The sequence below is a fragment of the Rhodococcus sp. NPDC003322 genome (assembly GCF_053589555.1).
In genome coordinates, this window is sequence record NZ_JBSFSC010000002.1 from 1,164,741 (window position 1) to 1,185,320 (window position 20,580).

Annotated in this window: 15 protein-coding genes; 9 read left to right on the forward strand and 6 right to left on the reverse strand. The window is 69.8% G+C overall.

The annotated features are described in order from the left end of the window. Window positions 1-62: 62 nt before the first annotated feature. Complete coding sequence (locus ACWDUM_RS11755; protein ID WP_450134103.1) at window positions 63-1,421, reverse strand: ammonium transporter; 1,359 nt, start codon at window positions 1,419-1,421, stop codon at window positions 63-65. 308 nt (window positions 1,422-1,729) lie between these two features. On the opposite strand from ACWDUM_RS11755, the gene ACWDUM_RS11760 reads away from it, so the two are divergent. Continuing rightward, the gene (locus tag ACWDUM_RS11760) at window positions 1,730-4,342 is read left to right on the forward strand and encodes a DNA polymerase III subunit gamma and tau (RefSeq protein WP_450134104.1); all 2,613 of its coding nucleotides are present in this window, start codon (window positions 1,730-1,732) and stop codon (window positions 4,340-4,342) included. After that, complete coding sequence (locus ACWDUM_RS11765) at window positions 4,339-5,409, forward strand: DUF6670 family protein (RefSeq protein WP_450134105.1); 1,071 nt, start codon at window positions 4,339-4,341, stop codon at window positions 5,407-5,409. Before ACWDUM_RS11760 ends, ACWDUM_RS11765 begins: the two co-directional genes overlap by 4 nt. Window positions 5,410-5,412: 3 nt before the next feature. On the opposite strand, the gene ACWDUM_RS11770 is transcribed toward ACWDUM_RS11765, so the two are convergent. From ACWDUM_RS11770 to ACWDUM_RS11780, 3 genes are all read right to left on the reverse strand, one after another. Continuing rightward, entirely contained in the window at window positions 5,413-6,384 is a 972-nt protein-coding gene (locus tag ACWDUM_RS11770; protein ID WP_450134106.1) for an alpha/beta hydrolase, read from the reverse strand. 83 nt (window positions 6,385-6,467) lie between these two features. Next, window positions 6,468-7,406 (reverse strand): acyl-ACP desaturase, encoded by a 939-nt coding sequence (locus ACWDUM_RS11775; protein ID WP_450134107.1) that lies wholly within the window; start codon window positions 7,404-7,406, stop codon window positions 6,468-6,470. A gap of 24 nt (window positions 7,407-7,430) precedes the next feature. Then, window positions 7,431-8,453 (reverse strand): AraC family transcriptional regulator, encoded by a 1,023-nt coding sequence (locus ACWDUM_RS11780; RefSeq protein ID WP_450134108.1) that lies wholly within the window; start codon window positions 8,451-8,453, stop codon window positions 7,431-7,433. A 318-nt stretch (window positions 8,454-8,771) separates the two neighbouring features. On the opposite strand from ACWDUM_RS11780, the gene ACWDUM_RS11785 reads away from it, so the two are divergent. The 7 genes from ACWDUM_RS11785 (at window position 8,772) to ACWDUM_RS11815 (ending at window position 17,574) form a co-directional block, all read left to right on the forward strand. Then, entirely contained in the window at window positions 8,772-9,260 is a 489-nt protein-coding gene (locus ACWDUM_RS11785; protein WP_450134109.1) for a hypothetical protein, read from the forward strand. A gap of 107 nt (window positions 9,261-9,367) precedes the next feature. Further along, window positions 9,368-10,063: a hypothetical protein gene (locus tag ACWDUM_RS11790; RefSeq protein WP_450117003.1), complete on the forward strand. Its 696-nt coding sequence runs from the start codon at window positions 9,368-9,370 to the stop codon at window positions 10,061-10,063. 76 nt (window positions 10,064-10,139) lie between these two features. After that, on the forward strand, window positions 10,140-12,107 hold the full coding sequence (locus ACWDUM_RS11795) for a histidine kinase (protein WP_450134110.1): 1,968 nt from the start codon (window positions 10,140-10,142) through the stop codon (window positions 12,105-12,107). Continuing rightward, a complete protein-coding gene (locus tag ACWDUM_RS11800; RefSeq protein WP_450134111.1) occupies window positions 12,104-12,757 on the forward strand; it encodes a response regulator in 654 nt (217 codons plus the stop codon). The genes ACWDUM_RS11795 and ACWDUM_RS11800 overlap by 4 nt, the downstream gene beginning before the upstream one ends. 245 nt (window positions 12,758-13,002) lie before the next feature. Beyond that, window positions 13,003-14,217, forward strand: coding sequence for an acetyl-CoA C-acetyltransferase (locus tag ACWDUM_RS11805; protein ID WP_450117006.1), 1,215 nt, complete (start codon window positions 13,003-13,005; stop codon window positions 14,215-14,217). A 31-nt stretch (window positions 14,218-14,248) separates the two neighbouring features. After that, window positions 14,249-16,390: a 3-hydroxyacyl-CoA dehydrogenase NAD-binding domain-containing protein gene (locus ACWDUM_RS11810; RefSeq protein ID WP_450134112.1), complete on the forward strand. Its 2,142-nt coding sequence runs from the start codon at window positions 14,249-14,251 to the stop codon at window positions 16,388-16,390. Window positions 16,391-16,551: 161 nt separating this feature from the next. Further along, window positions 16,552-17,574, forward strand: a complete 1,023-nt coding sequence (locus ACWDUM_RS11815; protein WP_450134113.1) for a hypothetical protein — start codon at window positions 16,552-16,554, stop codon at window positions 17,572-17,574. Window positions 17,575-17,645: 71 nt separating this feature from the next. On the opposite strand, the gene ACWDUM_RS11820 is transcribed toward ACWDUM_RS11815, so the two are convergent. After that, window positions 17,646-18,971, reverse strand: a complete 1,326-nt coding sequence (locus ACWDUM_RS11820) for a class I SAM-dependent methyltransferase (protein ID WP_450134114.1) — start codon at window positions 18,969-18,971, stop codon at window positions 17,646-17,648. Beyond that, window positions 18,968-20,368, reverse strand: coding sequence for an FAD-binding oxidoreductase (locus ACWDUM_RS11825; RefSeq protein WP_450134204.1), 1,401 nt, complete (start codon window positions 20,366-20,368; stop codon window positions 18,968-18,970). The genes ACWDUM_RS11820 and ACWDUM_RS11825 overlap by 4 nt, the downstream gene beginning before the upstream one ends. Window positions 20,369-20,580: the final 212 nt, after the last annotated feature.

Sequence of the window (20,580 nt, forward strand, 5' to 3'; positions counted from 1 at the left end):
GGTGTGGACCGCCGAAAAGGTGTGTGCAGAGCCGCGTCCGCTCGCGCAGCTCGCCGGGGAGGTCAGTCGCGCTGAAGATCGTCCTGGTCCGGATTCGGCTCGTGGTCCGGACGGCGGGTCCCGTCGTGCCGCGTGTCGAACAGGCCGGAGTGGGTACCGAAGATGCCGGAGCCGCCCGGGCCGCTGTGCGCGAGGACCGCGTGCTCATAAGCGGATTCGGCGTGCAGGGCGAGATCGATGCCACCGGTCTCCTGCTCTGCGGTGACCCGGAATCCGAAGAAACGGTCGATCAGCTTGCCGAGGGCGTAGGTGAGGCCGAACGCGTACACGCCGACCACGCCGACCGCCAGCGCCTGCTTGCCGAGCTGGGTGAGGCCCCCGCCGTACAGCAGTCCCTCGGGGCCGTGGGTCATCACCTGTGCGGCGAGCAGGCCGATCGCGAGGGTGCCGACGATGCCGCCGATCAGGTGCACGCCCACCACGTCGAGGGAGTCGTCGTATCCGAATCGGAACTTCCAACCGACCGCGAACGAGCAGACGACACCGGCGAGGGTGCCGACGACGGCGGCGCCGAGAATGGTCACCCAACCACAGGACGGGGTGATCGCGACCAGGCCGGCGACGACGCCGGACGCGGCGCCGAACGTGGTCGGGTGCCCGTCGCGGCGATGCTCGACGAACATCCAGCCGAGCATGCCGGTGCAGCCGGCCACGAGGGTGTTGACGAACACCGCGGCAGCGGTGCCGTTCGCGCCGAGCGCGGAACCGGCGTTGAAGCCGAACCAGCCGAACCACAGGAGTCCGACGCCGAGCAGCACGAGGGGCAGGTTGTGCGGGCGCATCGGCTCGGTGCGGAAGCCGATCCGCCGGCCCAGGACCAGGGCGAGCGCCAGCCCGGACGCGCCGGAGACGATCTCGACCACGAGGCCACCGGCGTAGTCGAGGACACCGAGGCGGGCGATCCAGCCGTCGGGGCCCCACACCCAGTGCGCGACGGGCACGTAGACCAGCAGCGCCCACACGGGGACGAACAGCATCCATGCGGAGAACTTGGCCCGGTCGGCGATAGCACCGCTGATCAGCGCGGCTGTGAGGACCGCGAAGGTGAGCTGGAAGGTGGCGAACAGCAGTTCGGGCACGGTGCCGTGCACCGTGTCGGGGGAGATCCCGGCCATGCCTGCGTGCTCGAGGCCACCGAGCAGGCCGCCGCCGATGTCGTCACCGAAGACGAGGCTGTACCCGGCAATCAGCCATACGACGGTGACCAGCGCGATTGCGACGAAACTCATCATGATCATGTTGAGCACGCCCTTGGACCGCACCATGCCGCCGTAGAACAGGGCCAGGCCCGGAGTCATCAGCAGCACCAGAGCGGTGCTCACCAGCAGCCAGGCGGTGTCCCCGGCGTCGATCGTGTGCACGGTCAGCCTCCTCCGCGTGCGGTCGGCTTGCACGCCGCAGCAGAGAATCGTCCCTCGGAGTTTCACGAGCGCTGCCGTGACGTTGCGGGTGTGTTTCGCCTTTCTCACACTTGGTCACGCGCCGTGCGTGGCCTGCAGAGCGGGCGGCGCATCCGCTCGATTCGGTCGAGTGAACGGAAGCGTTCGGTCGATCCGATCGGGTGAACGGAACATTCGGTCGATCCACGGACGCGGCCGGACCCGCTCGGCCGACCGGCGCGCGGGCGGTCAATGGTCCCGATGTCGGTGCTCGCCGGTACCCTCACCGCGTGGCCCTCTACCGGAAATACCGACCGGCGACCTTCGCGGAGGTGGTGGGGCAGGAGCACGTCACCGAGCCTCTGAGCACCGCCCTCGACGCGGGACGCATCAACCACGCGTACCTGTTCTCCGGCCCGCGCGGCTGCGGCAAGACCTCGTCCGCCCGCATCCTGGCGCGCTCCCTGAACTGTGTTCAGGGCCCGACGTCGACTCCGTGTGGGACGTGCCACTCCTGTGTTGCTCTCGGTCCCGGCGGTCCGGGCAATCTCGACGTCATCGAGCTGGACGCGGCCAGCCACGGCGGTGTCGACGACACCCGCGAGCTGCGCGACCGCGCCTTCTACGCGCCCGCCGAGTCGCGGTACCGCATCTTCATCGTCGACGAGGCCCACATGGTCACCACGCAGGGCTTCAACGCCCTGCTCAAGATCGTCGAGGAGCCGCCGGAGCACCTGATCTTCGTGTTCGCGACGACGGAGCCGGAGAAGGTGCTGCCGACCATCCGGTCGCGCACCCACCACTATCCGTTCCGGTTGCTGGCGCCGAACACGATGCGCGGACTGCTCGAGAAGATCTGCGCGCAGGAGGACGTCGCGGTCCAGGATGCGGTGTATCCGCTGGTGATCCGCGCCGGTGGTGGCTCACCCCGCGACTCGCTCAGCGTCCTCGATCAGCTTCTCGCCGGTGCTGGTGAGGAGGGCGTCACCTACGCGCGAGCCCTCGCACTGCTCGGCGTCACCGATGTCGCGCTGATCGACGAGGCCGTCGACGCCCTCGCGGCGGGCGACGGTGCCGCGCTGTTCGGCACCGTCGACAAGGTGATGGACGCCGGTCACGACCCGCGCCGGTTCGCTGTGGATCTGCTCGAGCGGATCCGTGACCTGATCCTGATGCGTGCCGTCCCCGACGCCGGTGAGAGGGGCCTCGTCGACGCGCCCGGCGATGTCCTCGAACGTATGCGGGAGGAGTCGGAACAGATCGGTCCGGCGACGCTGGCCCGGTACGCGGAACTGTTGCACACCGGGCTCGGTGAGATGCGGGGCGCGACGGCACCGCGGTTGCTGCTCGAGGTGATCTGCGCCCGGATGCTGCTGCCGTCCGCATCGGATGCGGAATCGGCGGTGCTGCAGCGCCTCGAGCGACTCGAGATCGGTGGGGTGGTCGCAGGGCCCGGCGGCGCGGCGCCCGCGGCCAGGCCGCTCACCCCCACCGCGCCCGAGCCGGCGGGCCCTGCGCCCGACGAACCCGCACCGCGCTTCCTGCGGCCCTCGCAGCGCAAGCAGGCGGAAGCGGATGCGGAGGCCCGTGCCCAGGCCGAAGCTGCGCAGGCCGCGGCTCAGGCGGAGACGGCCGCGCAGGCCGAGGCGGAAGCTGCGGCACGGGCCGAGGCGGAAGCGGCCGCGCGCGCCGAGGCGGAAGCAGCGGCCCAGGCCGAGGCCGCTGCCCGGGCGGAGGCAGTTGCGCAGGCCGCGGCTGCTGCCCGGGCGAAGGCGGCTGCCGAGGCCCAAGCCGCAGCGGAGGCGGAGGCCGCGGCACTGGCCAAGGCGGCTGCCGAGGCCCAGGCCGCAGCGGAGGCGGCGGCAGCACGCGCACGGGCCGTGGCGGCCCAGATGGAAGCGGCGCCGGTGCAGCCCGGTGAACCCCTCGACATACCGTCCGTCGAACCGTCGCCGCTCGTGCCCGACAGCTTCGACACGGTGGCGGATGCGCTCACGCCCGCTGCCGATCCCGACTCCGCCGAATTCTTCTCTCCGGCAGAGGATTCTGCGGAGCCGATATCCGAGCCCGAGCTTGAAATCGCCGAGTCTGCCGCCGTCGATCCCGCGGCCGCCGAGCCGGCCGACACCGAGCCGGCCGACACAGAGCCGGCAGTCGCGGAGACGGTGGCGGTCGAGCCGGTCGTCACCGAGCCTGTCGGCGGCGAGCCCGAGCTCGTGGCGGTCGAGCCCGCCGTCCCGGAACCGGGAGGCGTCGAGCCCCCGGTGGCCGCGGCGGGAGGCGCCGAGCCGGACGCGGCTGCGATCCGGGCGGTGTGGTCGGAGGTGCGGGCCAAGGTCCGTGAGCACAGCCGCACCGTCGAGGTGATGCTCTCCGGGGCGACGGTTCGCTCCGTCGAGAATGGCACGGTGGTGCTCGTGCACGCCTCCGCCCCGCTCGCGAAGCGGCTCGTCGAACCCCGGAACGCCGACGTGATCCGGCGTGCGCTGCACGACGTGTTCGGTGTCGACTGGTCCGTCGACTGCCAGGTCGGCACCCCAGACCAGGATGTGCCGAGCAAGCCGGCCCCGGTCCGTCAGCAAGCGAAATCGTCTGGTGCGCCGCGGTTCTCGAGGCCGAGTCAGGCGAATGCGGCGCCGCAGCCTGCCCGTCCGGCCGGTCCCGAACCGGTCGTCGGGCCGCCGGTCGACGACATCCCGCCGCCCGACGAGCCGGACTACCCCGACGATCCGGGGCCGATGGACTTCGACCCGCCGTCGCCGGATTCGGTGACGGCCGAGGACGAGGAAGAGATGATGGCGGAGGCCGCCGAACCGGCCGACCCGTCCGTGCGGCGTGATCCGAACGACGTGGCACTGGAGTTGCTGGCCGACGTCCTCGGGGCGAAACCGCTCGACGAATGACGCCGCGGCGCAGTCTCGCCGAGCGGGCGCTGGCCCTGGTGAACCGCCGCGCGTCCGGCCCCCAGCCGCCGGTGCGTCAGCCTCTCGACCTGCGTCCGCCCGGTGCTCGCGGCAGCTTCGGGTCGCGGTGGTTCAACTGGGCGCACTACGGGGTGATGGTGCCGAATCTGCCCGAGCCGCATCGATACTTCGGGGTGATGGCAATCGTCGGAACCCCTGAGGCGGCGGTCTTCGCGAACGACTGGGCGATCGAGACGACGCCTCGCGACACCACCACCGTCGTCTCGTCGACGGCGGCGATGACCGGTGGCGGGTTTCTGCACCGCTCGACGTCGCGGGACTGCGAGTTCGCGGCGGACGGCAGCGTGCTGCGATTCGGGGACGAGTTGCTCCTCGAGTCCCGGTATCCCGAGTTCACCGTGCGTCGCACCCATCCGGAGGTCGGAGTCGATCTGCGACTGCGGGCAACCGGTGCGATCAGCCGGTTCTTCGACATCCCCGGCGTGTACCGGCACTGGAGCCTGCTCTGCGAGTACGAGGGCACCGTCACGCACGCGGGCGACGGGCAGGGTGTGTCCGGTCTGTGCACGGTCGAGTACGCCCGCGGCGCCGGTCCGCACAGTGTGTTGCCGCCCGGGTTGGCCTCGCGCGCCAAGCTCCCCGCCCGCCTGTTCACCTATCACGTGGTGAACGTCGACGAGGGCACTCAGGTGCTGCTCAGTCACGTCACCGGTCCGGGTGGTGTCCCGCTGCTGCGCACCGCATACCTGCGGACACGGAGCGGGGACAGTGTCGGCTACACGGCGGGCTGCACCCTCACCGTCGTGCGGGCCGCGGACCGGTCACACCGCACCCCGGACGGTCGCGAGATGTCGCTCCCGGAGACCTTCAGGTGGCGGCTGAGCGTCGGCGGTGACGAACTGCTGACGCTGGACTGCACGGCGTCGGGGGACTGGTGTTACGGGCTCGGTGCCGGATACGTCGGAAGCTTTCGCTACGACGGGTGGTTCCGCGGCCGGGCCGTCACCGGCCTGGGCTATGCCGAGTACGTCGACCTTCGCGGCTGAGCGTCAGGCGGTCCGGCGCTGGCGGGCGGCGACGTTGCGACGCGCGAAGTCGATGCTCAGCGCGACGAGTTCCCGGCTTTCCCGCAGGATCGTGCCGAGCACCGGGAACGCGTGGATCTGACCGCTCCACAGATGGGTCTCGACGGTCCGCCCGGCGTGTTCGAACCGACTCGTCAGCAGCTCGACATCCGGCCGCATCAGCTCGTACTCGGCGCACGAGAGGAACACGGGCGGGAACACGGCCGGGTCGGCGTCGACTGGCGAGTCCACGCCGACGATGGCGTCGGGTCCGCCGAGCCAGCGGTCCTTGAGCTTGGCGACCTGGCTCATCGGCAGGTACGCGTCCTTGCGCATGAACTTCGGGTCGTGTCGTTCGAGGTGCACGTTCAGCAGCGGGGAGTAGCCGATCACGGCGGCCGGCCGGGGGAGCCCCTGCAGCGCGGCAATCTCGGCGACCTTCATGGCGAGGTAACCGCCCGCGGAATCGCCGGCGACGACGATCTTCGCCGGGTCGGGACACGATTCGAGCACGGCCCGGTAGGCGGCCATCGCATCGGCGATCGAGGTGCCGACACCGCCGTCCGGCAACTGCCGGTACTCCACCGAGATCACCGGAACTCCGGCGCGGGCGGACAGCAGGGCGCACAGGCTGCGGTGGGTGCCGCGACCACAGAACACGAAGCCGCCGCCGTGCAGGTAGAGGATCGTCGCATCGGCCAGCTCGTCGGTCGCGACGTGGCGGTGCGTGACCCGCTCGCACGGAACCCCACCCAGGGTCAGGTCCTGGACGGTGCTGCCGGGTGGGGCGGGCAGGCGGTCGACGTAGGTTTCCAGCTTGGCAAGGATCCGGATGCCGCCGTCGGTGGCCGGCCAGATCGTGAACAGCGGTTTGACGACGATTCGCGTGAACCCCGCGATCAGCCGCGCTCGAATGCTGACGTCCCAGTGCCAGACGGTGTTCTCCCCGGTGCGCATGAGCGTCCCCCTGTGTGTGACCGTGTGTCACGCATACGATAGGTGGCCGCGGTCGGTCTCGCCCGGTTTCGGGCGCGCCGGGGTCAGGCCCGTTCCGCCTCGCGGGCCCGCAGGCGTTCGCGGGTCTCCTCGAATCGGCGCGCCGAGCGTTCCAGCTCGTCAAGATGGGCCGCGAGCCGTTCCCTGGCCTGCTCACCGACCGGACCGACGTCGGTCCGGTCGAACACCTGCCAGATCCTCAGCACCGGCCACACCACCTCGTCGAGATGCTGGCGCAGGTCGTAGACGCCGTGCCGCGCCAGCAGTGCCGCATTGCGGCGGAAATTGGGCATCGACATCCCCGGCATCTGGAAGCGGACCAGGATCTCGGTGAGCGCGTCCATCGCCGCATCGGGCGTCACGTCGAGGGCGGCACCGGCGAGGGAACGGTAGAAGACCATGTGCAGGTTCTCGTCGGCGGAGACCCGGCTCAGCATCCGCTCGGCGACGTCGTCCGCGCAGGCCCGGCCGGTGTTGCGGTGCGCGAGCCGGGTCGCGAGCTCCTGGAACGTCACGTACGTGACCGAGTGCAGGAAGGACTCATCCAGGGGCGACGACACCCCCATGGTCATGTGCTGCATCCGGAACCGCTCGAGTTCGACCGGATCGACGGCGCGGGTCACCGTCAGGTAGTCCCGGATCACGATGCCGTGGCGGTTCTCCTCGGCCGTCCACCGGTTCACCCACGTTCCCCACGCCCCGTCCCTGGAGAAGCTGCCCGCGATCTCCCGGTGATAGGACGGCAGATTGTCCTCGGTCAGCAGGTTGGTCACCATCGCGACCTTCGCGACCTCGGTGAGTCGGGACTGGCCGGGCTCCCAGTCGTCGCCGCCCATCGGGGCGAAGTTCCGGCCCTCGTCCCAGGGCACGTACTCGTGGGGATTCCAGTCGCGGGCCATCGACAGGTGCCGGTTCAGCAGCGCCTCGACGGTCGGTTCGAGTTCGCGCAGGAGTGCGGCCTGGTTCGGTGTCGCGATCGCCATGGGAAGGGCTCCGGTGCGATGAGGTCAGCCCCGCAGGGACTGGGAGGGGGAATTGCCGTACTTGTTGCGGTAGGCCGCCGCGAAGCGGCCCGTGTGGGTGAATCCCCACCTTTGCGCGATCTCGGTGACGGTGCGGCTGGGGTCCGCATCCAGGAGTTCTTCGTGTGCCCGCTGCAGCCGAATGTCGAGCAGGTACTCGGACGGGCTGCGTCCAACGTACCTGCGAAACCCCTCCTGCAGGCGGCGAACGCCCACCCCGGCGCACTCGGCCATGTCGCCCGCCGTCCACACGCGGCCGGGGTCGGCGTGCAGGGCGTCGACCACCCGCTTGACGATCCGCGGCCGCGGCGTCGGAGCCGCAGTCGACGGCACGGCCGCGAGGACCAGTGCCGTCGTGACGGCGCCGGCCAACTGGTCGGCGACGAGGGCGTTGCCGAGCACCCCCGGATCGTCCGTGAGCTGCTGCGCGAGCGAGACGACCAGACGCAGCCAGCTCGCGCCCTCGGGAGTGGTGAGGTCGACCTGCCGGGGCAGCTGCCGCTCGGTCTCGAGAACGCGGAGTATTTCGCGGTCGAGGTGGGTGCGATCGATGCCGACCCCGAGGATGTGGCAGGCCCGGTCCCATTCGACGATCCGTGTCGCAGTGTCGGGTGGGCAGATCGTCGCCTGCCCGACCGCGGAGGTCACCTCGGTACCGCGGATGACCGATGTCAGGTGACCCGTGAGCGGGATGTTGACGGCGTAGCCGCCCGGGTGGGCGGATTCGACGGTTACCTCCGTACCCCACCCGATGCGGGCGAGCCGGATCGGCCCGAGGTCCGCGTTGCGCAGCACCAGCCCAGGAGTGCTGTCCGGGGACAGCCGGATCAGGTTGTGCGGGAAGTACGCGTCCGATGCGATCCGGGACGCATCCTCCCAGTTGTCCGGGATCTGGGGAGCCCCCGGCCGGCCCGAGTGCACGGGTGTGGACAGCGCGGACAGATCGGATGCGTCGAGAAGACTCGGAGGCGAGGCGGCCGGCACCGGCGTGTTCGCAGGATGGAGCATCGGCTCGCTCACCTCCTGTCCGCCAACCTCCCCGGGCGCGGGGAGGACGTCATCCGATGTGGCGGGCACCCCGGTCGAGGGCACGCCTTTCGGCGTCGGCGTGGTGGGTCGGTTGCACGCCGCCCGTCAATTGAACCTGACCGGCGGGCCCACAGCCAGCGACCGGCCGAACTCATATTCACGAATCGGGCACGCGAGCGGCTGCGCAATGTGTACTTTCGGTGCGCACAGCGGATCGCGGTGGTGGCATCGATGACGTAGCGTCGGACCACTCAGCCGGGCCCGGTGGTGCGGTGCGACGACGAGGGAGTGCGTGACATGCCGTTACAGCGACTCGACTCGTCGTGTCCGGACGGTGAGTTCCCGGGCCCTGCGAAGCTGACCCTGGTTCCGAGCGTCGAACCGGAAACGAGAAGTGCCGGGCCCCTGCGGGTGCTCGGCATCGTCCGGACCCACTCCGGTGATCCGATTCCCGATGCGCGACTCGACTGGTGGCATCCCGTCGACGACGACGCCGCCGCGACCGGCCTGCCCGTCGAGCCCAGCGGATCCGCGGTGACCTGCGACCGCGGCAGCTTCGACGTCGTCGCCGGCGCCGCGGACGAGCACATGCGGGTGGTGGTGCGGGCCGACGGCTACGCCCCGCTCGACGTGCGACTGGTCCCGCTGCCCGGGCTGCCGCCGATCTCGCCGCCGATCACCCGGTCCGGGCGGGCGCCGCTGGCGGTACGTCCCGGTGCCGCCGACCACGTCGAGTGCTGGTGCGAGTTCGCGCTCACTCCCGGGGAGACCGTCCACTCCGTGTGAATTTCCCGGCCGTCCGGGTCATCGGCCCCTGGTGGCCGGGACGCCGGGCGGCACATCCTTTGCTGCAGTCGATCCGCCAGCGGGCGGGGCAGTGAAGGAGACCGCACATGAGCATCAGCAATTCGGTGGCGGCCGCATCCGCCGATCCGGCTCCCGACGCGCCGGCGACCCAGCGTCGAGCATGGGTGGCGGCCGGTGTCGTGGCCGGTCTCGCCGGCGTGGTCGGCATCCAGGCCAGTGGGGGCGTGACCGCCGTCTACGACGAGACGATCGCCGGGAACCCGGTCGCGATCGCCGAACGACTGGCCGACCAGCGGACCATGATCCTGATCGAACACACCGGGTTCGCGGTCGCCGCGCTCGCGCTGCTGGTGTTCGCGGCGGGCCTGGCCCGACTGATGGCCGCGCGACTGGCACCGGCGAGTGTGCTGCCGCAGGTCGCGGCCGGGGGGCTGATCGTGACGTCCGCGATCTCCCTGATCGGCACCGGTCTGACCACCGAACTGGTCTTCGGGCTGTCCGAGGGCACGAAGATGGTGCCGGAGTTCGCCGTGGTCGGGGCGCACTGGCTCGGCACCATCCCGTGGCTGTGGGCGGCCGCGGGCGTCAGCGCCCTCGCGGTCGCGGTGGCGTCCCTGCGGCACGGTGCGCTGCCGAGGTGGCTCGGCTGGACCAGCGTGGTCCTCGGCGGATTGACCGCGCTGTTCGGAATCTCGCCGCTGCAGTACATGGCCGGATTCACCGGTCCGGTGTGGGTGCTGGTCTGCGCTGTCGGACTGTGGTTCACGGGCCGCAAGCGCTGAACCTGTGCGCGTTTCTGGTAGTCCTGGCTACCGGAAACGCGCACGGGCGTCGCCGGAGCCGGGAAGGGTGTGACGAGTGAGCGAGCGATACGAGGGGTCGGTGGGCGGCGGTGCGCCGGTGCCCGCCGCTGCGCTCGCCGTCACGGCCTGGCTGCTCGCAGTGCTGTCGGTGGTCGCCTTCCTGGCGGCGGAGCCGACACTGGACGCGAACCAGCTGTTCTTCCTGGTCGACGTCGTCGGGGCGGCGGTGTACGGCACCGTCGGCGGCGTGGTGCTGGCCCGCAGGGTGCATCCGGTTCCGATCATCCTGGGCCTGGGTGCGATCGGGATCGGGCTCGCCGCGCTGAGCTACGCCTACACCGAACTGGCGGCCGTCCGGCCCGGATTGCCCGCGGTCGCGGCGATCGAGCCGCTGCAGAACACCGCGTGGATCCCCGGCACCCTCGCGCTGTTCCTGGTGGTGCCGTGGCTGATCCGCGACCAGCGGCTCGACATCGCCGCTCGCGCCGGGTTGGTCGCCGGAGTGGCAGCGACGGCGTGGTTCTTCGTCGCCCGCACCTGGAGCGACGTCGCCGCGATCTGGCTCGTCGCGCCGGTGGTGGCGGTCGGACTGGTTGCGGCGGGCGACGCGGCGCGGAGGGCGCGCCGCGGCCCGGTGGAGGAACGGGTCGGTCTCGGTTGGCTGGCAGTCGGTACCGCGCTGATGGCGCTGTCGTTCGTCCCGCTGGCGCTGCCGTCGTCGTGGCCGCACATGTGGATGATCACCCCACTCGTCCACCTCGCGGTGCAGGCGTTCTACCCGGCCGCGATGTTGGTGGCGGTGCTGCGTCAACGGATGTGGGGACTCGACCTGGCCGTGAGCCGTGCGGTGCTGGCCGGCACGCTCACGGTCGGGTTGATCGCCCTGTACGTGGTGACCGCGACGGCGCTGGCACAGTTGCTCCCGTCGTCGGATTCCGTTCTCGCGCAGGCCGTCGCGGCCGGCGCCGTGGCAGTGGCCGTGCAGCCGGTGCGATCGTGGCTGCAGCGTCGCGTGCACGACCTCGTGTACGGGTCCGGCGCGGATCCGGCGCGCGCGGTGCGTGACCTGGGCAGCCGATTCGCGACGGCCGCCGCGCCGGACGAACTGATGGGGGAGCTCGCCGCCGGGGTCGCCGCGGCGCTGCGACTGGAGTCGGTGACCGTCTGGCAGGCGGGGGATCCCGAACCCGTTGTGCGGTACGGGCATCCGACGGGCCGGGAGACGGTGGTGGAGCTCGTGCATCGGGGTTCTCCGGTCGGCGGGCTCGCCGCGACTGCGCCCCCGGGCGAGTCGCTCGACGAGCGGGACCGGAAAGCGTTGCAGGAGCTGGGTTCGGTCGTTGCCACCGGCCTGGTGCTGGGGCGGGCGACGCGAGACCTGGACGCGGCCCGCGACCGGCTGTCCACGGTCCGGCTGGAGGAACGGCGGGTGATCCGGCGGGAGCTGCACGACGGTCTCGGACCGTCGCTCGCCGGGATCCGACTCGGGCTGCAGGGGGTGCGGAATCTGCTCGGGGTGGACCCCGACGCCGCGGCCCGGCTGCTGGATTCGCTGCAGCAGCAGCTCGATCACCAGGTGGAGGGTGTTCGCTCCTTGTCGCGCACCCTGTTTCCGCCGATCCTCGACGAACTCGGCCTCGTCGCGGCCCTGCACGATCTCGCCGCGCAGCACGCCCGCGCCGGGTTCGTCCTCCACGTGGACGCGCAGGTACCCGCGACGATCGACCCGCTCGCGAGCGCGGCCGCCTACGGGATCGCGGTCGAGGCGGTGTCGAATGCACGCCGCCACAGCGGCGCGGACGGCTGTCGGGTCGAGGTGTGCGCCGCACCCGGTTCGACCGCGGGGGAGCTGACCGTCGTCGTGCACGACGACGGTCGCGGCTTCGACTCGGAGCACGTCGGCGGCGTCGGCACCCGCTCGATGCGGGAACGGGCCGGGGCCCTCGGCGGCACCCTGGTGATCGACTCGCCGGCGTCGGGAGGCACGCGGGTGGCCGCCCGGATACCGTTGGCCCCAACATGACCGACCACACCGTCACCGCCATCCGAGTCGCCGTCGTCGACGACCATCCCGTGTTCCGGCTCGGGATGGTCGCACTGCTGTCCACCCTCGACGGGATCGACGTCGTCGTCGAGGCCAGTTCCGTCGCGGAAGCGGCGACCGCGGTGACCTCGGACGTGGACGTGGTGCTGATGGACATCGAGCTCGGCGACGGTTCCGGCGTGGAGGCCACCCGGGACCTGCTGGCCCGCCTGCCCGCGCTGCGGGTGCTGATGGTGACGATGCACGAGGACGACGACGCCCTCGTGGCGTCGGTCCGCGCCGGCGCCCGCGGCTACCTGGTCAAGGGGGCCGGCCCGGACGAGGTGGAGCGGGCCGTGCGAGCGGTCGCGCACGGCGACCTGTTCCTCGGGGCGGCGGTGGCGGAGCGGGCGATGGGATTCATGGCGGCTTCGCGGGGACTGGCGCCGACGGTCTTCCCCGAGCTGACCGATCGGGAGCGGGAGATTCTCGACCTCGTCGCCGCCGGCCACGACACGTCCACCATCTCCCGTCGCCTGGTGCTCAGCCCGAAGACGGTGCGCAACCACACCTCGAACATCCTGACCAAGCTCGGCGTGCCGGACCGGTCCGCGGCGATCGTGCGGGCCCGGGAGGCGGGTCTGGGCTGACGGCCGCGGTGCGGTTGGTCGGCACGGCCGCGGTGCGGTTGATCGGCACGGCCGCGGCACGGTTGATCGGCACGGTCACAGGTCTCGCTCGCTTCGGTCCTAGACCCCATTTTGGAACACGTTCTACTATGGCGTGCATCGGGGTGTCTGCCTCGGGTCGGCGCACTCGCGGGTGCCCCGGCACCACGTTGGATCCGCAGAAGAACCGCTCGCACGCGGCGCAGCCGTGCACAGGAAGGAACACCGTGACCACAGAGGCGTTCATTTATGAAGCCATCCGAACCCCACGCGGCCGGGGCAAGTCGTCCGGCTCGTTGCATTCGGTGAAGCCGATCGACCTCGTCACCGGCCTGATCGACGAGCTGCGGGTGCGGTTCCCCGACCTGGACGAGGACCGTATCTCCGACGTGATCCTCGGTGTGGTCTCCCCGCTCGGCGACCAGGGCGCCGACATCGCCCGGACCGCGGTGACCGTCGCCGGCCTGCCGGAGACCGTCGGTGGCGTGCAGATCAACCGCTTCTGCGCGTCCGGCCTCGAGGCCGTGAACATGGCGGCGCAGAAGGTGCGGTCCGGCTGGGACGAGCTGGTCATCGCCGGCGGCGTCGAGTCGATGTCCCGGGTGAAGATGGGCTCCGACGGCGGTGCCTGGATGCTGGATCCGGCCACCAACTTCGACACCTACCTGGTGCCGCAGGGCATCGGCGCCGACCTGATCGCCACCATGGAGGGCTTCTCCCGCGAGGACGTCGACGCGTACGCGGTCCGTTCGCAGGACCTCGCGGCGAAGGCGTGGGCGGGCGGCTACTTCGCCAAGTCCGTCGTCCCGGTCAAGGACATCAACGGCGTCACCGTCCTCGACAACGACGAGCACATGCGTCCGGGCACCACCCTCGAGTCGCTGGCCGGGCTCGCGCCCGCGTTCGCCGGCATCGGCGCGATGGGCGGCTTCGACGCCGTCGCGCTGCAGAAGTACCACTGGGTCGAGAAGATCAACCACGTCCACCACGGCGGCAACAGCTCCGGCATCGTCGACGGCGCCGCTCTCGTCCTCGTCGGCTCCGAGCGGGCAGGCAAGGAGATGGGCCTGACCCCGCGTGCCCGCGTCGTCGCGACCGCCACCTCCGGCGCCGACTCGACGATCATGCTCACCGGCCCCACCCCGGCCGCGCACAAGGTGCTCGCCCAGGCCGGGCTCACCGTCGACGACATCGATCTGTTCGAGATCAACGAGGCGTTCGCGTCCGTCGCGATGAAGTTCCAGAAGGACCTGAAGATCCCCGACGAGAAGCTCAACGTCAACGGCGGAGCGATCGCGATGGGTCACCCGCTCGGTGCGACCGGCGCGATGATCACCGGAACCATGGTCGACGAGCTCGAGCGTCGCGGCGCCAAGCGGGCCCTGGTCACGCTGTGCATCGGCGGCGGCATGGGCGTGGCCACCATCATCGAGCGCGTCTGACGCTCACCGGACAATCAGGAGAGACGAAACAGTGAGCGATCAGAACATCATCAACTGGGAGCAGGACGCCGACGGCATCGTCGTGCTCACCATCGACGACCCGAACCAGGGCGCGAACACCATGAACGACCGCTACATCTCGTCGATGAAGGAGACCGTCGACCGGCTGTACGCGGAGAAGGACACCGTGACCGGTGTCGTGCTGACCTCCGGCAAGAAGACCTTCTTCGCCGGCGGCGACCTGAAGAACATGATCAAGTCGGGTCCCGAGGACGCCGAGTACATCTACCACCACAGCCTCGCCCTCAAGGCCGACCTGCGTCGCCTCGAGACGCTCGGTAAGCCGGTCGTGACCTGCATCAACGGCGCGGCGCTCGGCGGTGGCCTCGAGATCGCGCTGGCCACCCACCACCGCATCGCCGCGGACGTCAAGGGCGTCAAGATCGGTCTGCCCGAGGTCACCCTCGGTCTGCTGCCGGGCGGCGGCGGCGTCGTCCGTACCGTCCGCAAGTTCGGCCTGATGACCGCGCTGACCCAGTTCCTGCTGCAGGGTCAGCAGCGCGGGCCGCAGCAGTCGCTCGAGGTCGGCCTGATCGACGAGGTCGTGTCCTCGGTCGAGGAACTGGTGCCCGCCGCGAAGGCGTGGATCAAGGCGAACCCGGACAAGGGCGTCCAGCCGTGGGACGAGAAGGGTTACAAGATCCCCGGCGGCACCCCTGCCACCCCGGCGTTCGCGGCGAACCTGCCCGCGATCCCGGCGAACCTGCGCAAGCAGATCAAGGGCGCCAACATGCCGGCGCCGCGCGCGATCCTCGCGGCCGCGGTCGAGGGCAGCCAGGTCGACATCGACAACGCGCTGAAGATCGAGTCGCGCTACTTCACCTCGCTGGTCACCGGCAACGTCGCGAAGAACATGATCCAGGCGTTCTTCTTCGACATCCAGACCATCGGCTCGGGTGCGTCGCGTCCGAAGGACATCCCCAAGCGTGAGATCAAGAAGGTCGGCGTCCTCGGCGCCGGCATGATGGGCGCAGGCATCGCGTACGTGTGTGCCAAGGCGGGAATCCCGGTCGTGCTCAAGGACGTCGCGATCGAGGCCGCGGAGAAGGGCAAGGCGTACTCGGAGAAGATCGAGGCCAAGGCGCTCTCGCGGGGCAAGACCACCGAGGAGAAGTCGAAGGCGCTGCTCGACCTCATCACGCCGACCGCCGATCCGGCCGACTTCGCCGGCGTCGACTTCGTCGTCGAGGCCGTCTTCGAGTCGCCCGACCTGAAGAAGAAGGTGTTCCAGGAGATCGAGGACATCGTCGACGCGGACGCCCTGCTCGGATCGAACACCTCGACGCTGCCGATCACCGATCTGGCGACCGGCGTCAAGCGTCCCGAGGACTTCATCGGCATCCACTTCTTCTCGCCCGTCGACAAGATGCCGCTGGTCGAGATCATCCGCGGTGAGAAGACGTCAGACGAGACTCTCGCGCGCGTCTTCGATTTCGTGCAGGCGATCCGCAAGACGCCGATCGTCGTCAACGACTCGCGTGGCTTCTTCACCTCGCGCGTGATCGGCACGTTCGTCAACGAGGCCATCGCCATGCTCGCCGAGGGCATCGAGCCGGCCACCATCGAGCAGGCGGGCATGCAGGCCGGTTACCCGGCGGCGCCGCTGCAGCTCTCGGATGAGCTGAACCTGACGCTGATGCAGAAGATCCGTGCGGAGTCGAAGGCCGCCGCGATCGCCGAGGGCAAGACGCTGCCGCCGGACCCGGCCGGTGACGTCATCAACGTCCTCGTCGAGGAGAACGGCCGCAAGGGTCGCCTCGGCGGTGCCGGCTTCTACGACTACGAGGACGGCAAGCGCGTCGGCCTGTGGCCGGGCCTGCGCGAGGCGTTCAACTCCGGATCGGCGACCCCGCCGCTCCAGGACCTGATCGACCGCATGCTGTTCATCGAGGCGCTCGAGACGGTCAAGTGCTTCGACGAGGGCGTCATCACGTCCACCGCCGACGCCAACATCGGCTCGATCATGGGCATCGGCTACCCGGCCTGGACCGGTGGCGTCAGCCAGTTCGTCACCGGCTACGAGGGCGGCGTCGCCGGATTCGTGGCCCGCGCCGAGGAACTCGCCGCAAAGTACGGCGAGCGCTTCACCCCGCCTGCTTCGCTCAAGGCATAGGCAGCTCCGCTGCTCGTGCGTGGTTTGCGGGTCCAGGGACCCGCAAACCACGCACGAGCGCAGTGGGCGTCTGTGGACAACTCCGTACGCAGTGGCTGTCTGTGGACAACCCCCGGATCGCCGAAGGGTTGCAGTCGGAGGGGGCGGCAACGCTTCGATGCATGTACAGGTCGGAAGAACTCCAGGCGCTGATCGATCATCAGCACGGTGTGATCTCGGGCGCGCAGTTGCGTTCGGTCGGGTATCCCCGTGACCGGCTTCGTCACCGGCTGGAAACGCGTCGCTGGCAAGCGGTCCTACGAGGTGTCTACGCGACCAGCAGTGGTCCGCTGACCAGGGAAATGACCTTGTCCGCCGCGCTGCTGTACGGAGGCGGTCACGCCGTTCTCAGTCATCGCACCGCCGCCGAGGAGTGGGGGTGGCTCCCCGTGGAGGCAGGGCTCCCTGTCCATGTCACGGTTCCCTACGGCAAGTCCGCGTTGTGTCAGTCTCCACGGGTGAGGCGGCCGGCGCCGCCGGCGCATCCCGGACGGGGACCGGGACCACTTCATCCCGGGGTGATCGTGCACCGGTCCCGTGCGCACCCCTACATCGGAATCGACTTCGCTCATCCCCGAACCACGAAGGCGGACACCGCGATCGACCTCGCGGTCTCCGAGCCGAACGCTCGGGCCGCCTATGTCAGGCTGATCATGACCGTGACCAATGCGCGAATCCGTTTGGCAGACGTGGTGTCCCGGCTGGTCGAGCGTCCACCCCGGCGGTATCGGCGCGCCCTTGCCTCGGCAGTGACACTGCTCGCCGACGGTGTCCAGTCGGCGCTCGAGTTCCACTACGCCGTGGACGTGGAGCGGGCACACGGGCTCCCGGGCGGCGATCGTCAGGGGCCGGTGATCGTCGACGGCCGGACTCTCTGGGAGGACGTCGACTACACCGTGCACGGCGTGCCGCTCATCGTCCGGCTGGACGGACGATGGGCGCATTCGATGCGGGAGATCCAGTTTCGAGATCGTCGCCGCGACAACGCCGCCGAACTCGCAGACCGCCCCCGGCTGATCTACGGCATGGAGGAGGTCGGGCGGACGGCCTGCCTGGTGGCCCGTGAAGTCGAGCGCGTCCTGGCTCGTGAGGGGTGGGTGCGTGGGACCGACAACCCCTGCCTTCGATGTGCCCGGGAGCACTGAGGCGCCTGTGGCGCTCGTGCGCGGTTTGCGGGTCCCTGGACCCGCAAACCGCGCACGAGCAGCGGAGCTGCCTAGGCCTTCCACCACGGACGCAGGGGCAGGTCCGCCTTGCCGCTCCGCGGCAGCTTGACGGCGAGGACCTGGTGCAACTGAATGACGTTGCGCTCGAATCCGAGTTGCGAGCCGGCCATGTACAGGCCCCACACCTTGGCGGTGCCCTCGCCGACCTCGGCGACGCAGTCGTCCCAGTTGGCCTCGAGATTGAGGCACCATCCGGCGAGGGTCAGGGCGTAGGACTCACGGAGGTTCTCCTCGTGGCGCACCTCGAGCCCGATGTCCTGGATCTCGGTGATGATCCGTCCCGAGCCGGTCAGCTCGCCGTCGGGGAAGACGTAGCGATCGATGAAGCCGCCGGCGCGCGCGGTGTGCTTGTTGTCGGGGCGGGTGATGCAGTGGTTGAGCATCAGCCCACCGTCACGCAGCTTCGACTTGATGAACCCGAAGTACGACGGGTAGTTGTGCACGCCGATGTGCTCGGTCAGGCCGATCGACGACACCGCGTCGAACCCGGTCTCGGCGATGTCGCGGTAGTCGGAGTGCCGGACCTCGGCCAGATCCGACAGGCCCTCCTCGGCGATCGCCTTCTGCGCCCACTCGGCCTGCTCGGCGGACAGCGTCGCGCCGATCACCTTCACGCCGCGGCGGGCGGCGTAGCGGACCATTCCGCCCCAGCCGCAACCGATGTCGAGGAGGCGGTCGCCCTTCTTCAGGTTCAGCTTCTCGAAGACGAGGCGGTACTTGTTCTCCTGCGCGTCCTCGAGCGACTGGTCGTCGGACTCGTAGGCCGCACAGGTGTACGTCATCGACGGGCCGAGGACCTTCTCGTAGAAACCGTTCGAGACGTCGTAGTGGTGGTGGATCGACTCGGCGTCCCGCATCTTCGAGTGGCGCAGACCCTCCGCGATGCGCCGCCACCGCGGCAGCGACTCCTGGGGTGGGGGAGCGATGGGCTTGAGCACGTCCCAGCCGAGGGATCGGGTGATCAGGGCCAGTTCGCGGGGCGACGGCCGGCTGAAGTGCAGTTGTTCGCCGAGCACCCGCAGGACCTCGTACGGGTTCCCGGGATGGGAGCCGGTGACCTCGAGGTCGCCGGAGATGTATGCGCGGGCCAGGCCCAGGTCGCCGGGGGCGGTCACGAGATAGGTGGTGCCTCGGGGCGAGCGCAGGTTCAGGTGGAACTGCGCATCCGGGGATCCGAGCGAACTGCCGTCGTACGCAGTGAAGTACACCGGCAGATCCTTGCCGACGACGATCTCGAGGATCTCGGCGATCGACAACTTGCCGCCCTCGATTCCGTGCGCTCGGGCTGTGGTCCTCGGCTCCTTGAACATGGTCATTTGCGTTGCACCGCCTTCGAATACAGGTCCAGTAAACGTGAGTCCGGGTCGTACTTCTTCTTCAATCCGTCGTAGCGTTCGCCGCCGTAGAGCGCGGTGAACTCGTCCTTCGAGTAGTAGGCGTCCGAGTACAGCGACTTGTGGCCGTCGAACTCGGTCACGGTGCGCTCGATCAGCCGGTTGGTCGCGCCTTCCGGTTCGCCCGCGACGATCGGCACGGACGACCAGAACCCGATGTTGACATAGGTCCGCTTGGGTTCGAGGGGGTACAGCGGCCACGGCCGATCCGCGGCCGCGCCTGGAGTCGCGGGTTCACGCAACCGCAACGGGCACAACCAGATCGGTTCGATCGGGACCTCCCGCAGGAACCAGTGGACGAAATCCGCGGTCCGCTCGATCGGCACCTCGACGTCCTGGACCACCCGCTCGCGTGGGGGCAGGCCCTTGCGCTTCTCGAGCCGGTCGCCGATGTCGTACTTCTGGTCCAGGCCGATCAGCTTCCAGTAGAAGCTGCTGCGGAGCCAGCGTTTCGGCCACCAGCGCCGGATCTTCGGGTTCTGCGTCCCGAAGGCCCGTGAGCACCAGAACCAGTCGGTGTCCCATCGCCACAGGTAGTCGTGGATGGTCAGCCGGTCGGTCTTCGGGTGGTTGACCGACTCGTGCTGGATGGATCGGTAGTAGATGTCCATGCCGGTGTAGTCGGACACCGGGCCGGGCTCGTCGGTCTGGGTGCCGAGCGTCAGGTAGGACTCGGTCGCCGAGAACACGACACCGTCGAGGTAGTCCACCGCGACGCCGTCGTGGGTCCGGGTGCGGGCGATCGTGTCCATGGTCGCTTGCAGGGACTCGACGTCGTCGAATCGCAGGTGCCGGAGTGCCACATAGGGTTTGACGGTTTCGAGTTGGATTCGCAGTCGGGTCGAGTAGCCGAGGGTGCCGTACGAGTTCGGGAACCCGTAGAACAGGTCGGCGTGGTCGCCGTCCGGGGTCGCCTCGACGATCTCGCCGCTGCCGGTCAGGACGTCGATCTCGAGCACCGACTCGTGCGGCAGGCCGTTGCGGAACGAGGTGGACTCGATGCCGAGCCCGGTCACCGCTCCGCCCAGCGTGATCGTCTTGAGCTGCGGGACCACCAGTGGCGCCAACCCGTACGGCAGTGTCGCGGCCACGAGGTCTTCGTAGGTACACATCCCGGCGACGTCGGCGGTCCGGGCGACCGGGTCGACCGAGACGACCCCGGACAGGCCCGACACGTCGAGGCCCGGGGCGTTCGTCTTCGCCCGGGCCCGGAAGAGGTTCGACGTCTTCTTCGCGAGGCGCACCGTCGCGGAGGGCGGGATGGCGTGATAGCTCGCCAACAGACGGTCGACCCCCACTCTGTGGGCCTGTGGCCCGATCTCGAGCGGAGTGGTCGATCGTCGGTCCGAGCGCCTGCGGAATGCACTGGAAGTGACTGCCACCCTTCGACGCTATCCCCTGATGGGGGTTCCGGCGACGGAAGGTGGCCGACGCGTCGCGGAATCGGTGCCCGGGAATCCGACGGTGGGCGCTCTGTGATACGAGGCACAGGGTTCCCAAGGGGGTGGCCGGACACGCCTCGGAGCAGGCA

Excerpts from the sequence above, each read along its gene's own strand:
- ACWDUM_RS11765 (WP_450134105.1), top strand. The coding sequence starts at position 4,339 with ATGACGCCGCGGCGCAGTCTCGCCGAGCGGGCGCTGGCCCTGGTGAAC.
- ACWDUM_RS11770 (WP_450134106.1), bottom strand. The coding sequence starts at position 6,384 with ATGCGCACCGGGGAGAACACCGTCTGGCACTGGGACGTCAGCATTCGA.
- ACWDUM_RS11775 (WP_450134107.1), bottom strand. The coding sequence starts at position 7,406 with ATGGCGATCGCGACACCGAACCAGGCCGCACTCCTGCGCGAACTCGAA.
- ACWDUM_RS11780 (WP_450134108.1), bottom strand. The coding sequence starts at position 8,453 with ATGCTCCATCCTGCGAACACGCCGGTGCCGGCCGCCTCGCCTCCGAGT.
- ACWDUM_RS11785 (WP_450134109.1), top strand. The coding sequence starts at position 8,772 with ATGCCGTTACAGCGACTCGACTCGTCGTGTCCGGACGGTGAGTTCCCG.
- ACWDUM_RS11790 (WP_450117003.1), top strand. The coding sequence starts at position 9,368 with ATGAGCATCAGCAATTCGGTGGCGGCCGCATCCGCCGATCCGGCTCCC.
- ACWDUM_RS11800 (WP_450134111.1), top strand. The coding sequence starts at position 12,104 with ATGACCGACCACACCGTCACCGCCATCCGAGTCGCCGTCGTCGACGAC.
- ACWDUM_RS11815 (WP_450134113.1), top strand. The coding sequence starts at position 16,552 with ATGTACAGGTCGGAAGAACTCCAGGCGCTGATCGATCATCAGCACGGT.
- ACWDUM_RS11820 (WP_450134114.1), bottom strand. The coding sequence starts at position 18,971 with ATGACCATGTTCAAGGAGCCGAGGACCACAGCCCGAGCGCACGGAATC.